Here is a 15,316-nt window from a genome sequence, read left to right as displayed (position 1 = left end):
CATGAACAGCCCATTACGACGCCTGTCGACCCCCACGCTATTGAGCCTCGCCGTTGCGATCGGCCTGAGCGGCTGTGCCGGCCTGCCCGATCAACGCCTTGCCAATGAAGCCCTGAAAAACGGCGATATCGCATTGGCACAGCAGAACTATCGGCAACTGGCGGACCTGGGCTACAGCGATGCACAAGTCGGCCTCGCCGACCTCCAGGTCACAACGGGTGACCCAGCCCAGCTCAAAGAGGCAGAAGCCACCTACCGCGCCGCCGCTGAAACGTCTCCTCGGGCGCAATCGCGTCTGGGGCGTCTGCTGGCGGTCAAGCCCGATGCGACGGAAGCCGAGCATCACGAAGCCGAAGCCTTGCTCATGAAGGCTTTCGCCAACGGCGAGTCCGGCACCCTGCTGCCATTGGCCATGTTGTATCTGCAATACCCGCACAGCTTCCCGAATGTGGATGCACAGCAGAAGATCAACCAGTGGCGCGCCACGGGTTATCCGGAAGCCGGTCTGGCCCAGGTGCTGCTGTATCGCACCCAGGGCACCTACGACCAGCATCTGGACGAAGTCGAAAGCATCTGCAAACAGGCGCTCAACAGCACCGATATCTGCTACGTCGAGCTGGCCACGGTCTACCAGAAACGAGGCCAGACCGAACAACAGGCCGCGCTGATCAAACAACTGCAAAGCGCCCACGCTTCCGGTCGTGTCAGCGCCCAGCGGGTCGATGGCGTGGCCCGTGTACTGGGCGACAGCCAGATCGGCACGCCGGACGAAAAGACGGCTCAGCAACTGCTGGAAGATATCGCGCCCGGCTACCCGGTTTCCTGGGTCACCCTGGCCAAGCTGCTCTACGACTTCCCGGAGCTGGGTGACGTCGACAAGATGATGGAGTACCTGGACAACGGCCGTGCCGCGGACCAACCCCGCGCCGAACTGCTGCTGGGTCGCCTCTACTACGAAGGCAAATGGGTGCCGGCCGACGCACAGAAAGCTGAAGAACACCTGAAAAAAGCCGCACCGACCGAAATCTCCGCCCATTACTACCTGGGTCAGATCTATCGCCGGGGCTACCTGGGCGAGGTCCACTCACAGAAGGCCGTGGACGAACTGCTGATCGCCGCCCGTGGCGGCCAGAACAGCGCCGACTTCGCCATGGCGCAACTGTTCTCCCAGGGCAAGGGCACCATGCCCGATCCAGTCAACGCCTGGGTCTTCGGCCAACTGGCCCTGGCTCAAGGCACACCTCAAGCCACGGAACTTGCACAGGAACTCGACGCCCAACTACCGCCTGAAAAGCTCGCCGCCGCCAAGGCGCTGCTGCAACGCGAGCAAAAGATCCGGGGTCTCAGCGCCAGACAGAACGTACTGGTCCAGACCCTGACAGAAGAAAAAGACGGTGAGGAAGCACTATGAAGTTGAATCCCTTGATGGCCGCCGGCATGGGCCTTGGCTTCACCCTGCTCTGGGCCTGCCCGACACTGGCAGCCCTGACTGAAGAACAGAACTTCGGCCTCGAAGTGAAAATCAGCGCACAGGCTGAGAACGACCGCGATCTGGGCACCCGCTCGGGCGGCGACGTCAACGGTCTGGGTCTGGATCTGCGCCCATGGGTGTATGGCGAACGTGGTAACTGGAGCGCCTATGCCATGGGCCAGGTGGTGACCGCCACCGACACGATCCAGACCGACCCGCTGGAACAGACCACCACCAGCACCGCTGGCGAAACCGGCACCCAGATTTCACGCGGCAATGCCAGCGAACGCGAAGTCGACAAGACCTATGCAGCCCTGCGCGAGTTCTGGGTCGGCTACAGCGGCTTCACACCCTACCCTGGCGAAATCCTCAAGGTGGGCCGTCAGCGCCTGCGCAACGATGATGGTCAGTGGCACGACACCAACATCGAAGCCATCAACTGGACCTTCGACACCACCTTGCTGCGCGCCGAACTGGGTGTTGCAGAACGCTTCAGCGAATACCGTACCGACCTGACCGAACTGGCCGCGGACGACGAAGACCGCATGCACGTGTTCGGTTCGGCCAGCTATCAATGGACCCCCGGTCACTGGGCAGGCATTCGTGCCCACTACAGCCATGACGACGGCAAGCTCAAGAACCAGAACGAAGTGCTGGACGATCTGGACAAGACGTCCACCGGCGACCTGACCTGGCTGGGCCTGCACGCCGACAGCGATGCCTACAACTACCGCAACACCAACCCGATCAACTACTGGGGCAGCCTGACCTGGCTGACCGGCGATCGCGATGAAATCGGCGCGAACTACAACAGCGCGACCGACCAGTACCTGGCCGGCGAGAAGAACAGCCGCGACCTCAACGGCTGGGCGACCGACCTGGGCGTGAGGTTCCGTCTCGATCCGCAATGGCAGGTCGGTGCCGCCTACTCCCGCGCCAGCAAGGACTACGTCCAGAACGGCCTGGAGAGTAACCGCTCCAACTGGACCGGTACCCGTTCGCGCATCCACCGTTTCGGTGAAGCTTTCCAGGGCGAAATGGCCAACGTGGAAACCGGCACGCTGTTCGCTTCGTGGCGCATGAACGACGAGTACGACGCCTCCCTGATCTACCACAAGTTCCGTCGCGTGGACGGCAACTCCGGTATCGGCGGCGCGGGCATCAACCCTGTCCGGGAACTCACAGACACCAACGGCGTACCGACCAACACCTTCAGCTCCCTGCCACTGGAAGACGGTCGCAAGGACCTGGGTCAGGAGATGGATCTGGTCGTCACCAAGTATTTCAAACAGGGCCTGCTGCCTGCCGCAGTCAGCCAGTCGATCGACGAACCTTCGGCACTGGTGCGCTTGCGGGCAGGTGTCTTCAAGCCCGGCGACGCCTACCACAGCGACGTGGACAGCTACATGCACCGCGCCATTGTCGACGTCATCTGGCGCTTCTGATGCGAACCGCCAAAGGAGTGCGATGAGATGAACAGTCAATCAAGCAATGTGCGCAACCGCGCCTGGCCTCACGCCCTGCTCGAAAGCGCAGTGCTGAGCAGCGCGCTGTTGCTGACCAGTCATGCGGCACTGGCCAACACTGCGCCGGTCGCTCCTGCCGCCGTCAAGGAACTGCAACAGGCCAAGAGCTACACCGTCAGCAGCGCGCCGATCGAACCGCTGGCCATGGAAAAACCTGTGCTGCCCGACCTCAGCGGTTACACCGCCGAGGCGGCCCTGAAAAAGATCGACCGCAGCAAGCCAGGCAAAGTCACCGTGGCCCGCATGATGGAGGAAACAGGCCTGAAGGAGTTCATCGGCGGCGATAACAAGATGGCCGAGTGGGTGGCCCGCCAGCGCGGCATCCCGCAAGCCATCATGATCTCCGACGGCTATGTGAACATGCAGGACCTGGAGAAAAAGGTGCCCAAGCAATTCCTGAGCGAAGTGTCGCCGGGGGTCTATGTGGCGCGCCTGCCGATTCTGGTCAAGGAAACCGGCATCTTCGAGATCGACAAGCAGACAAAGGAACTGCGTCTTTCTCAGGAGAAAGGGTCATTCATCGTCAGCGAAGGCAAGATGCTGATCACCCACACCAAGGTCGATGCCTGGAGTGAAACCCGTAACGGCCTGGCGCTCTACCGCAAGCCCGACGAATTCCGGCCGTTCGTGCTGACCTGGGGTGGCTCCGAAACCTGGATCGCCAACACCAGAATGTCGAGCATGGGCTACGACCAGAGCAAGTCCTACGGCATCAGTATTTCCCAGTACACGCCCAACACCGCGAAGATCCTGAACCGTCCCGAGCCGACCGGCTGGATCATCGACTCGGAGTTCGCGGACATGTGGTACGGCTTCTACTGCTACGAGACACGCGACTTCGTGATCAAGGGCAATACCTACAAAGACAACATCGTCTACGGCATTGACCCCCACGACCGTTCGCACAACCTGATCATTGCCGAGAACAACGTCTACGGAACCAAGAAGAAGCACGGGATCATCATTTCCCGGGAAGTCGACAACAGCTTCATCTTCCGCAACAAGAGCCACAACAACAAACTCTCCGGCGTGGTACTGGACCGTAACAGCGTCAACAACATCGTCGCCTACAACGAGATCTACCAGAACCACACCGACGGCATCACCCTGTACGAAAGCGGCAACAACCTGCTGTGGGGCAACCGCGTCATCGCCAACCGCCGCCACGGCATCCGCGTGCGCAACAGCGTGAACATCAAGCTCTACGAAAACGTCGCCACGGCCAACGGCCTGATGGGCGTCTACGGCCACATCAAGGACCTGACCGATACCGACCGCGATATCGACCTGGACCCGTTCGACGCCGAGGTGTCGCTGATCCTGGTCGGTGGCGAGCTGTCCAGTAACGGCTCCGGCCCACTGTCCATCGACTCCCCACTGAGCGTGGAGCTTTACCGCGTATCGATGCTGGCCCCCACCAAACCCGTCGGCATCAGCCTCAACGGTGTGCTGGGCGATCGTCAGGACGAAATCCTCGACTTGCTGGTACGCCAGAAGAAAGCCGTATTGATCGACCCCGTCGAAAGCCAGACCGAGCTGCGGGAATGAGGAAAGGTATTTTTATGCACGCACATCTGATCAAACTACTGAGCCTCTCCAGCCTGACCATGGCCCTGATGGCGGCCGCCGGAGCAGCCCGCGCAGACGACTCGCAGGCACCGACCTTCACGGCCGAGCCATGCTGCAGCCTGTGCCCTGCCGCCCATGACGCGAAGAACTACACCACGCGCTATCAGCAGAACTTCACCACCCTGATACAGGCTCAGGGCGACTGGCTGTTCCGTACCCAGGAAGACCTGCGCACCGAGTTCGACACCACGCCAGCCGGCTACCGCCGCCTGCAGGAATTGCACGATGCCTTCAAGAGCAAAGGTGTGGAACTGGTGGTGGTCTATCAACCGACCCGCGGCCTGGTGGATCGCAACAAACTGTTTCCGGCCGAGCGCGCCAAATACGACTACGACAAGGCCCTGAAAAACTATCAGGCCATGCTCGGTCGCTTCAGCAAGATGGGTTACTGGGTGCCGGATCTGTCGCCCCTGACCAACGAGCAACAGGCCCATGATTTCTACTTCCGCGGCGACCAGCACTGGACGCCATACGGCGCACAGCGCACCGCGAAAATCGTCGCCGAAACCGTGAAAAAAGTGCCGGGCTACGCCGACATTCCGAAGCGTGAATTCGAGAGTCACAAGTCCGGCCGCATGGGCAAGACCGGAACCTTGCACAACATGGCAGGTCAATTGTGCGGCACCAGCTACGCGATCCAGTACATGGATCAGTTCACGACCGAACCCAAGGGCGAAGCGGCTGACGGTGACCTGTTCGGCGATTCCGGCAACCCGGAAATCACTCTGGTCGGCACCAGCCACAGCGGCAAGAACTACAACTTCGGCGGCTTCCTTCAGGAGTACATCGGGGCTGACGTGCTGAACGTGGCGTTCCCCGGTGGTGGTCTGGAAGGCGCGATGCTGCAGTACCTGGGCAGCGAAGACTTCCAGCAGCGTCCACCGAAGATTCTCATCTGGGAATTCTCGCCGCTGTATCGCCTGGATCAGGAAACCATCTACCGCCAGATGATGGCGCTGCTGGATAACGGTTGCGAAGGCAAACCGGCTGAATTGAGTGCCAGTACCACGCTCAAGCCGGGCAACAACGAAGTGCTGGTCAACGGCAAGAACGGTATCAAGGACATCCGTAACAGCAAGAGCCAGATCGACATCCGGTTCGATGACACCTCGGTGAAAGTGCTTCAGGCCAGGCTCTGGTACATGAACGGGCGTCACGAGGACCTGAAGATCGAAAAACCGGACACCGCCGATACCGACGGACGCTTCGCCTTCGAATTGCGCGAAGACGAAGACTGGGCCAACCAACAGTTGCTCGCCCTTGAAATCCAGGGACCGGAAGCCGGTACAGCACCACAGAAAGTCGAAGCCAAAGTATGCAAACGCAACGTGTTCCCGAGCGCTGCGCAACACACCGCGCAAGCCGGACTATGAGGTGACTTATGCAGACTCCGAAACTGATACGCCCTACCCTGCTGTCGATGGCAATCCTGTCATCGATGGCATGGGCAACAGGTGTATCCGCCGCCACGACACTGGTCCCGCCACAGGGCTACTCCGCACCCATCGAGAAAATGAAGAGCGGCAGTCATGACTTCAAATGCGAAGCCGTGCCCAGGCCGTACACCGACAAACTGGTGTTTCGCAGCAAGTACGAAGGCTCCGACAAGGCTCGCGCCACGCTCAACGAAGAGTCCGAGGAAGCCTTTCGCGATGCCACCAGAGACATCACGACTCTGGAACGCGGTATCAGCAAGGTCGTCATGCAATACATGCGTGACGGTCGTCCCGAACAGCTCGACTGCGCACTGAACATGCTGACCACCTGGGCCCAGGCCGATGCGCTGGAGTCCCGCGAGTTCAACCACACCGGCAAATCCATGCGCAAGTGGGCGCTGGGCAGCATGGCATCGTCCTACCTGCGCCTGAAGTTCTCCGAGTCGCATCCGCTGGCCAATCGTCAGCAGCAGGCCCAGGTCATCGAAGCCTGGTTCAGCAAGCTGGCCGATCAGGTGGTCAGCGACTGGAGCAACCTGCCCATGGAGAAGATCAACAACCACTCGTACTGGGCTGCCTGGTCGGTGATGGCGACCGCTGTCGCGACCAACCGCCGTGACCTGTTCGACTGGTCGGTCAAGGAGTTCAAGGTGGCCGCCTATCAAGTCGACAAGGACGGCTTCCTGCCCAACGAAATCAAGCGTCGTCAGCGCGCACTGGCCTACCACAACTACGCCCTGCCACCACTGGCCATGATCGCCAGTTTCGCTCAGGCCAACGGCGTCGATCTGCGTCCCGAAAACAACGGCGCACTCAAGCGCCTGGGTGACCGGGTGCTGGCCGGTGTGAAAGACCCTGACGATTTCGCCTCCCGTGGCGGAGAAAAGCAGGACATGGAAGACCTGAAAAAAGATCCGAAATTTGCCTGGCTCGAACCGTTCTGCTCGCTCTACACCTGCAGCCAGGACGTGATCGAACACAAGCACCAGATGCAACCGTTCAAGACATTCCGTCTGGGCGGCGACCTGACCAAAGTCTACGACCCGTCCCATGACAAAGGTGACAAGGGCGGTTCCTGACTTGACCCGGCAGGAGCGGATTCATCCGCGAAGACGGATTCAGACGCAGCCGAAGTGCTGGAGGTACTGGCCTTTTCGCGAATGAATTCGCTCCTACGAGAAAGGTAACGTGAGTGATTTACCCCCCGATTTTTCATGGGGGGTTTGGGGGGGCTTTGAGCCCTTGGATGTTGGACAAACGGAGAGATCAGGATGGTTTTCTCATCCAACGTGTTCCTGTTTCTGTTCTTGCCGATTTTCTTCGGCCTGTACTACATAAGCGGGCAACGCTATCGCAATCTGCTGTTGCTGATTGCCAGTTACATCTTCTACGCCTGGTGGCGAGTGGACTTCCTGACGCTGTTCATCGCCGTCACGGTCTGGAACTACTGGATCGGCCTGCGAATAGGCGCCTCCGGAGTCAGGACCAAAACAGCGCAACGCTGGCTGTTGCTTGGCGTGGGTGTCGACCTGTGCATTCTGGGCTACTTCAAGTACGCCAACTTCGGCGTGGACAGCATCAATGCGGCCATGACTTCGATGGGCCTGGAGCCATTCATCCTGACCCACGTGCTGTTGCCGATCGGTATCTCGTTCTACATCTTCGAGTCCATCAGCTACATCATCGACGTCTATCGCGGCGATACGCCGGCCACTCGCAACCTGATCGACTTCGCGGCATTCGTGGCGATCTTCCCGCACTTGATCGCAGGTCCCGTGCTGCGTTTCCGTGACCTGGCCGACCAGTTCAACAACCGCACCCACACCCTGGACAAGTTCTCCGAAGGCTGCACCCGCTTCATGCAGGGCTTCATCAAGAAGGTCTTCATCGCGGACACCCTGGCCGTGGTCGCTGACCATTGCTTCGCCCTGGAAAACCCGACCACGGGCGATGCCTGGCTGGGTGCGCTGGCCTACACCGCGCAACTGTACTTCGACTTCTCCGGTTACAGCGACATGGCCATCGGCCTGGGCCTGATGATGGGTTTCCGCTTCATGGAAAACTTCAAGCAGCCTTACATCAGCCAGTCGATCACCGAGTTCTGGCGCCGCTGGCACATCAGCCTGTCCACCTGGCTGCGTGACTACCTGTACATCACCCTGGGCGGCAACCGTGGCAGCAAGTTCGCGACCTACCGCAACCTGTTCCTGACCATGCTGCTGGGCGGCCTGTGGCACGGTGCGAACGTCACCTACATCATCTGGGGTGCCTGGCACGGCATGTGGCTGGCGATTGAAAAAGCGCTGGGCATCAACACCAAGCCTTACCACTTCAATCCGATCCGCTGGGTACTGACCTTCCTGCTGGTGGTCATCGGCTGGGTGATCTTCCGTGCCGAAAACCTGCACGTGGCCACCCGCATGTACAGCGCCATGTTCAGCTTCGGCGACTGGAACCTGTCGGAACTCAACCGCGCCAGCCTGACCGGCCTGCAAGTGGCAACGCTGATCCTGGCCTACGCAACCCTGGCGTTCTTCGGTCTGCGCGACTTCTACCAGAACCGCTCGGAAAGCGACAAACCCAAGGCCGACGGCCCGGCGACCGCACAGCCCGGCACCATCAAGGCTGTTCCTGGCGATGCACCCGGCAGCATCAACCTGCCTGGCTACACCGTTGGCAGCAATGCCCAGGTGCAACCGGCCTACTGGACCGTCGACTGGTCCCGCTACGCCATGCGTGCGCTGATCCTGCTGCTGTTCGTGGCGTCGATTCTCAAACTTTCGGCGCAGAGTTTCTCGCCGTTCCTTTACTTCCAGTTCTGAGGAGCCTGACATGACCCGTTCATTACGCATCCTCTACGTCAGCCTGTTCATGACTCTGCTGCTGGTCCTGGGAATCTGGTCGCTGCGCAGCTTCAGCGGCTTCTCGACCTCGGCCGAGACCACCGTGCTCAACGGCAAGTGGACCAAGGCGGTGGAGACTCATTACGACGATGAGTTCCCGATCAAACGCCTGGGCACCAACCTCTGGGCCGCCCTGGACTTCAAGCTGTTCAATGAAGGCCGCCCTGGCGTGGTACTCGGCAAGGATCAGTGGCTCTACACCGACGAAGAGTTCGACGCCATCGCCAATGGCGAGAAGAACGAAGCGGACAATCTGGCGTTGATCCAGGGCGTGCGCGACGCGCTTCAGAAACAGGGAACACAGCTGGTTCTGGCCATTGTTCCAGCCAAGACCCGTCTGTATCCCGAGCACATCGGCGATAACAAGCCGGCCAGCCTGCACACCGATCTGTATCAGCAGTTCCATGCTCAGGTCGCACAGGCCGGCATCTTCGCTCCCGACCTGCTGGCACCGTTGCAGGCTGCCAAACAGCAAGGTCAGGTGTTCCTGCGCACCGACACCCACTGGACCCCGCTGGGTGCAGAGGTTGCCGCGCAGCAATTGAGCGTCGCGATTGCCGGGAAAACACCGTTGAACGGTGAACCCGAGCAATTCGTTACCCAGGCCAGGGACGTCACGCCTTACAAGGGCGACCTGACCAACTTCCTGCCGCTGGATCCGCTGTTCAGTAATTTGCTTCCGAAGCCGGACGACTTGCAACAACGCAGCACAAATCCGGTCGAAGGAACAGCCGCGGGTGATGACGCCCTGTTTGCAGACACTGAAATCCCGGTTGGCCTGGTCGGCACCAGCTACAGCGCCAACCCGAACTGGAACTTCGTGGGCGCTTTGAAACAAGCGTTGCGCAGCGACGTCGTCAACTACGCAGAAGACGGTCACGGGCCGATTCTGCCGATGCTCAAGTACCTGCAAACCGATGCGTTCAAGACCACGCCTCCACAAGTGGTCATCTGGGAATTTCCGGAGCGCTATCTGCCCGCTCACAACGACCTTGGCGAGTTCGATCCACAGTGGATCGCCGAGCTGAAGAAATCACGTGATAGCCAAGAGAACCTGGCCCTTAACACCAAACAATCCGAGTCGCCCAACCAGGCGCAAAACTGAGAAGGACTGAAATCATGACCTTACAGCACACTCCAAATCGTTCGGCCAAGAAAAGCCTGTTCAAAACCTGCGCCCTGGCCGCAACCCTGGGTCTGATGTCCCTGCAAGCCTTTGCCGGTGACTCCGCACTCTACGGCCCGACTGCTCCGAAAGGTTCGACCTTCGTGCGTGTCTACAACGCCAGTAACACTGAAATCAGCGCCAGTGTCGGCAACACCAATCTCAACGAAGTCGCGCCGCTGGGCAGCACCGCATTCAGCTTCATGCCGCAGGGCGATTACACCGCCAAGCTTGGCAGCCAGTCCGTACCGGTGAAGCTGGCCAGCGACCGCTATTACACCCTGGTGAACAACGCCAGTGGCAAACCGCAGTTGGTAGAAGAAGCACCGTTCAAGAACAAGCAGAAGTCTCTGGTTCGTGTACAGAACCTCAGTGACCAGTCACTCACCCTGAAAACGGCCGACGGCAAGACCGAAGTGGTCAAGCCCGTGGCAGCCAAAGGGACAGGTGAGCGTGAAATCAACCCAGTGAAAGTCAGCCTGGCTCTGTACGACGGCGACAAGAAAGTCACCGATGTCAAACCCGTGGCCCTGGAGCGTGGCGAAGCCGCCGTGCTCTACATCACCGGCAGTGGCAGCAGCCTCTCGCCAGTGTGGGTCAAGCCACCGGTTGCTACCCGCTAAATGGATTGAATCGTCCGGCTCGCGGCCGCTGTCTGCTGCGAACCGGATGATGCGGTACAAAAACAAGACAGAAACGACAGAAACCGACGTACAGCCCATATTGAATGCTATTGGAGAAACAAAATGATTCCAGTGATCTTGTCAGGTGGTAGCGGTTCACGACTCTGGCCGCTTTCGCGCAAACAATTCCCTAAACAGTTCCTGGCCCTGACCGGTGAACACACCTTGTTCCAGCAAACCCTGGAGCGTCTGGTATTCGAGGGCATGCAGGAACCCATCGTGGTCTGTAACAAGGAGCATCGTTTCATCGTAAACGAGCAACTGGCCGCCCTGAATCTGGATACCCAGGGCATTCTGATGGAGCCTTTTGGCCGTAACACAGCACCGGCTGTCGCCCTGACAGCGATGATGCTGGTCAACGAAGGCAACGACGAGCTGATGCTGGTGCTGCCGGCCGACCATGTGATCGACGATCAGAAAGCCCTGCAACGCGCTCTGGCCCTGGCCACTGTTGCAGCTGAACGTGGCGAAATGGTCCTGTTCGGCGTACCGGCCAACAAACCGGAAACCGGCTACGGCTATATCAAGTCCACCGCCGATGCCCTGCTGCCGGAAGGCGTCAGCCGCGTGTCGCACTTCGTTGAAAAACCCGACGAAAAACGTGCCACCGAGTTCGTCGAAGCCGGTGGTTACTACTGGAACAGCGGCATGTTCCTGTTCCGTGCCAGCCGCTTCCTGGAAGAACTGAAAAAGCACGATCCGGACATCTACGACACCTGCCTGCTGACCCTCGAGCGCAGCCAGCAGGATGGCGGCGCTATCGATATCGACGCAGCCACCTTCGCCTGCTGCCCGGACAACTCCATCGACTACGCCGTCATGGAAAAAACCCAGCGCGCCTGCGTCGTGCCACTGTCGGCCGGCTGGAGCGATGTGGGTTGCTGGTCGTCGCTCTGGGAAGTGCATGAAAAAGACAACAACGGCAACGTCACCAAAGGCGACGTCGTTATCCAGGACAGCCGCAACTGCATGATCCATGGCAACGGCAAACTGGTTTCGGTGATCGGCCTGGACAACATCGTGGTCGTCGAAACCAAGGACGCCATGATGATCGCCCACAAGGACAAGGTCCAGGGCGTCAAGCAGATGGTCAACACCCTCAACGAGCAGGGCCGCAGCGAAACCCAGAACCATCTGGAAGTCTATCGTCCGTGGGGCTCCTACGACTCGGTGGACATGGGCGGCCGCTTCCAGGTCAAGCGCATCTCGGTCAAGCCGGGTGCCAGCCTCTCGCTGCAGATGCACCACCACCGCGCCGAGCACTGGATCGTGGTATCCGGCACCGCTCAGGTGACCTGTGACGAGAACGTGTTCCTGCTCACCGAGAACCAGTCCACCTACATCCCGATCGCATCGGTCCACCGCCTGAAAAACCCGGGCAAGATCCCGCTGGAAATCATCGAAGTCCAGTCCGGCAGCTACCTGGGCGAAGACGATATCGAACGCTACGAAGACGTCTACGGTCGTTCCGGTGCGCTGGAAGCGGGCGTGAAGACTCAGACGATTGCAAGATAAAAGGTAGCTGCAAGCCTCAAGCTACAAGCTTCAAGCCCTACAGACTTGTGGCTTGTAGCTTGCCGCTTGCTGCTCAAAGAGCAACAGGCCCTTGGTAACATTCTGCGTATCCCCATCCGCAGAATGTTGCCGGGGGTTTTCATCACTGGCTAGGTCGCCGCCCTCGAAGCGCCTCGATTTTCCTTAGATGATCATTGAATGAAGAGTCGTTCCTTCCACCCGCGGCTGGATTGAAACGGTCCACGGACATCCTGTGCAAACCCTCGTATTCATCGGGTGACGTCTGGCTTCCGATATAAAAACTCCAGAAATCCGCATTATGAGCCAGCCATATTTCAAATGACCTGAATCCATGAGCCCAGGCTCTGTAGCCCTTGCGCATCGCAACGTTCTCTTCAATCGCCCTCTCCTTATAGCGGCTTACGTCACCCTCCGTATATTCGGCAGGAAAATCAGCAGGCGTAGCGAACCCGTCATAATAGAAACTATCATGGGTATCCAATACAGAGTGCGACAGCTCATGTATCAAAGTCGTTATACGCCCCATGATATTTTCCTTTCTGAAAATCGGACCGAAAAACATGCGACTCTTCGAATCGTGAGCATGAACAAACGCTGTGGTATCTGAAAAATTACTCCCCTGCTTAGGTTCAAAGAAGACGAGTTGTTCACGTAAATCTCCGCCGGCCTGATATCGAGACAGTCCCTTGATGAGTTCTTCATAACCGGCGATCACATAAGTCGCGAACGTGTCTTGATTATCAGCCTTGTCTGGAGGCGTTCCCCCCACAAACTCATAGAGTGCGGCCACATCATTTCTTTTCAAACGCTCCACTTCACGATTCATCATTCGCAAACTTTCACTGATGGCAACATCAAGGGTAAATACTAAGGGGTGCTCACCCGCCTTCTGCATCTCCTCAATGCCACGGTATTTGATATCCACTTTCCCATAATATTTAAGAGACATTTCAAGCCAGTCATTGAGGCCTTCATAACCCCGACCATCATTATCGAAACCGCTGCATGGGTTATTCCGGACAAAACGGAACAGATTCAACCCGTCCTCCTCGCCCGCAGGATCGGGATTGATCCACCTTTGCAGCCACGGCGCGTAATAACGCAGACCGTAGTAGTACAACCCCGTCGCATCCCGTTCCTTGCCGGAGTAACGCACAGTCTTGTAGCTGGCCTCGATAGCATTTCGCCCTGCCCACCATGACGTCCCACCAAAGGGGTAATAACTTTCCTGGCTGATGACCTGTGCCTGTGCATCCAGCTCCAGCGTGCTGGAGCCCAAGTGATCGGTCAGGCTGTAGCGGTATTGATCGTTGTCAAGCTCATCAGGCTTGCCCTCTTGCCAACGCAGTATCCGGACGCTGTTGCGACCGGCCTGAGCGGTGATGGCATACAGGATTTCACCGGTCGCGGTATCGGTACGAACTTCCAGCCCCGGCAGATAACGCACTTCAGCCACATGAGTGACGGCCTTGGCCTGGGTGGTCCGCACCTTGCGCAGGCGCTGACCGCTGGCGTCATAGACATAACGCTCGCTGTCGTCTTCACCGGACTCACGCACCACCGGTCGCACCTCTTGCAACTGGTTGCGAAGGTCCCAGTTCAGGGTTTGCCCGGCTTGCAGTTGCAGCGAGTTACCGTTGGCATCAAAAGCCGCGGCAATGTCTTCTTCAGTGGGTGGCTGATCATTTTCTACTAATAGGCTGCGGTTACTCTGCCTGGCGGTCACGAGCGTTCGAGAGTGATTTTGTGATCCGACATGGGTCAACTGCTGCAGATTGCCGCCCGCGTCGTAGTGGTAGGTTTGCGTGTAATTGGCCAGTTGCGTCGGGTCTGGCGGACTCTGGAAATCAGGCAATACCGGCCCGTGATTGACTGTGGCCAATTCCCGCCCTGTGGCTTCAATCAACTGGTACAGCGTGTCGTATTGATAAGTCGAAACCGGCTCGATGCGCTGATTGGCAAAGTGTCGAGTGGGTTGGGCAAGATCTTCAATACGAATGACATTGCCCACCGGGTCATAGCCGCAGGTCAGATCCTGCAATAACTCTCCACCACTACGGATAGCCTTCAATTCAAGCAAACGACCATCTTCCGCACCATAGCGGGCACTGCCAAGCACGCCATTACCTGCCGTCTCGGACTCGACCCGGCCTTGGGCGTCGTAACGAATATTACTGACCAGCACTTGTTCTGGCTGGCCATCGAGCTGCAAAAAACAGGCATCCAGTTGGCCTGCAACTGTGTGAGCAAAGCGTTGGGCATTGCCTTGTGCATCGGTCTGCTTGAGGGGATCACCCAACGGATTGAGATACCAGCGCGAGGTAGCACCCTGCCCAGGCTCCAACAAGGCATCACGTTCGGCTTCCGGCTCTGGCCAGTCGGGGCCAACAAGGTCCTTGGTAAAATGCTGCGTCTGCTCGATCACGGCCCCGGTCAGGCTGAACTCAGTATTCAGCCGCGTGCCCGCCGGATCGTCGTGACGAATCAACTGGCCACACTGGTTATGGACCGCCGAATCCACGCCGCCATAGGTCAGGCGCTCGGCACACTGTTCATTTTCAAACACGGCTGTCGGCCTGAGCAGTGCATCGTATTCGATGCGTCGGACCGTATTTCGACCATCCCAGCCTTGCCGCAACTCCTGACTTTCACCCGGCAGAAAAACACGCCAACCGGCATCCACACTGTTGCGGACCAGCACCTGAGCACTGAGGGAATGGATATGGGTGAAATTGGCTGATTCAAGCCTGGGGTCCTGACTGCTCGTCAGCCGTCCCGCGGCGTCGAATACCGACCGGAGGATACGCGCAACCGGAACCTCAACGGCATGCCTGCGATGCCAGGCCAACACACGCACAGCCAGACCTCGTGGATCAACGACCGCAAGGGTCGGAGTATATCGATGCAAATCGATGGGCTGCCCATCCATGGCTCTACTCTCTGCGAGTCCCTGCTAAAAGCCTAGTC

Annotated in this window: 10 protein-coding genes; 9 read left to right on the top strand and 1 reads right to left on the bottom strand. The window is 58.7% G+C overall.

Annotated elements, in window-relative coordinates; all coding sequences use genetic code 11:
- Position 1 precedes the first annotated feature (1 nt).
- From algK to ACIPY9_RS00905, 9 genes are all read left to right on the top strand, one after another.
- Positions 2-1,411: an alginate biosynthesis TPR repeat lipoprotein AlgK gene (gene algK, locus ACIPY9_RS00945; RefSeq protein WP_400696349.1), complete on the top strand. Its 1,410-nt coding sequence runs from the start codon at positions 2-4 to the stop codon at positions 1,409-1,411.
- Positions 1,408-2,916 carry an alginate export family protein gene (locus tag ACIPY9_RS00940; RefSeq protein WP_400696347.1) on the top strand — a complete coding sequence of 503 codons (1,509 nt, stop codon included), beginning with the start codon at positions 1,408-1,410 and terminating at the stop codon, positions 2,914-2,916. The genes algK and ACIPY9_RS00940 overlap by 4 nt, the downstream gene beginning before the upstream one ends.
- Positions 2,917-2,943: 27 nt before the next feature.
- Positions 2,944-4,545 (top strand): mannuronan 5-epimerase AlgG, encoded by a 1,602-nt coding sequence (gene algG, locus ACIPY9_RS00935; protein ID WP_400696346.1) that lies wholly within the window; start codon positions 2,944-2,946, stop codon positions 4,543-4,545.
- A 14-nt stretch (positions 4,546-4,559) separates the two neighbouring features.
- Positions 4,560-5,999 carry an alginate biosynthesis protein AlgX gene (locus ACIPY9_RS00930; RefSeq protein WP_400696344.1) on the top strand — a complete coding sequence of 480 codons (1,440 nt, stop codon included), beginning with the start codon at positions 4,560-4,562 and terminating at the stop codon, positions 5,997-5,999.
- Positions 6,000-6,007: 8 nt separating this feature from the next.
- Entirely contained in the window at positions 6,008-7,141 is a 1,134-nt protein-coding gene (locus ACIPY9_RS00925; protein WP_400696343.1) for a mannuronate-specific alginate lyase, read from the top strand.
- A gap of 192 nt (positions 7,142-7,333) precedes the next feature.
- Complete coding sequence (locus tag ACIPY9_RS00920) at positions 7,334-8,884, top strand: MBOAT family O-acyltransferase (RefSeq protein ID WP_400696341.1); 1,551 nt, start codon at positions 7,334-7,336, stop codon at positions 8,882-8,884.
- A 10-nt stretch (positions 8,885-8,894) separates the two neighbouring features.
- Positions 8,895-10,070: an alginate O-acetyltransferase gene (locus tag ACIPY9_RS00915; RefSeq protein WP_400696340.1), complete on the top strand. Its 1,176-nt coding sequence runs from the start codon at positions 8,895-8,897 to the stop codon at positions 10,068-10,070.
- A 14-nt stretch (positions 10,071-10,084) separates the two neighbouring features.
- Positions 10,085-10,753 (top strand): alginate O-acetyltransferase AlgF, encoded by a 669-nt coding sequence (locus ACIPY9_RS00910; protein ID WP_400696339.1) that lies wholly within the window; start codon positions 10,085-10,087, stop codon positions 10,751-10,753.
- A 123-nt stretch (positions 10,754-10,876) separates the two neighbouring features.
- On the top strand, positions 10,877-12,328 hold the full coding sequence (locus ACIPY9_RS00905; protein ID WP_400696338.1) for a mannose-1-phosphate guanylyltransferase/mannose-6-phosphate isomerase: 1,452 nt from the start codon (positions 10,877-10,879) through the stop codon (positions 12,326-12,328).
- Positions 12,329-12,470: 142 nt separating this feature from the next.
- On the opposite strand, the gene ACIPY9_RS00900 is transcribed toward ACIPY9_RS00905, so the two are convergent.
- Positions 12,471-15,278: an RHS repeat-associated core domain-containing protein gene (locus tag ACIPY9_RS00900; protein ID WP_400696336.1), complete on the bottom strand. Its 2,808-nt coding sequence runs from the start codon at positions 15,276-15,278 to the stop codon at positions 12,471-12,473.
- Between the last annotated feature and the right edge of the window lie 38 nt (positions 15,279-15,316).

Origin of the sequence: Pseudomonas sp. NPDC089734, assembly GCF_044748865.1 — a bacterium.
Classification (GTDB): domain Bacteria; phylum Pseudomonadota; class Gammaproteobacteria; order Pseudomonadales; family Pseudomonadaceae; genus Aquipseudomonas.
Note: the sequence above shows the minus strand (reverse complement) of the source record. Positions and strands in the feature narration are given on the sequence as shown.

Bases quoted from the DNA above. Each gene is read 5' to 3' on its own strand.
- ACIPY9_RS00910 (WP_400696339.1), top strand. From the start codon at position 10,085: ATGACCTTACAGCACACTCCAAATCGTTCGGCCAAGAAAAGCCTGTTC.
- ACIPY9_RS00905 (WP_400696338.1), top strand. From the start codon at position 10,877: ATGATTCCAGTGATCTTGTCAGGTGGTAGCGGTTCACGACTCTGGCCG.
- ACIPY9_RS00925 (WP_400696343.1), top strand. From the start codon at position 6,008: ATGCAGACTCCGAAACTGATACGCCCTACCCTGCTGTCGATGGCAATC.
- ACIPY9_RS00940 (WP_400696347.1), top strand. From the start codon at position 1,408: ATGAAGTTGAATCCCTTGATGGCCGCCGGCATGGGCCTTGGCTTCACC.
- ACIPY9_RS00900 (WP_400696336.1), bottom strand. From the start codon at position 15,278: ATGGATGGGCAGCCCATCGATTTGCATCGATATACTCCGACCCTTGCG.
- ACIPY9_RS00930 (WP_400696344.1), top strand. From the start codon at position 4,560: ATGCACGCACATCTGATCAAACTACTGAGCCTCTCCAGCCTGACCATG.
- algK (WP_400696349.1), top strand. From the start codon at position 2: ATGAACAGCCCATTACGACGCCTGTCGACCCCCACGCTATTGAGCCTC.
- ACIPY9_RS00920 (WP_400696341.1), top strand. From the start codon at position 7,334: ATGGTTTTCTCATCCAACGTGTTCCTGTTTCTGTTCTTGCCGATTTTC.
- algG (WP_400696346.1), top strand. From the start codon at position 2,944: ATGAACAGTCAATCAAGCAATGTGCGCAACCGCGCCTGGCCTCACGCC.
- ACIPY9_RS00915 (WP_400696340.1), top strand. From the start codon at position 8,895: ATGACCCGTTCATTACGCATCCTCTACGTCAGCCTGTTCATGACTCTG.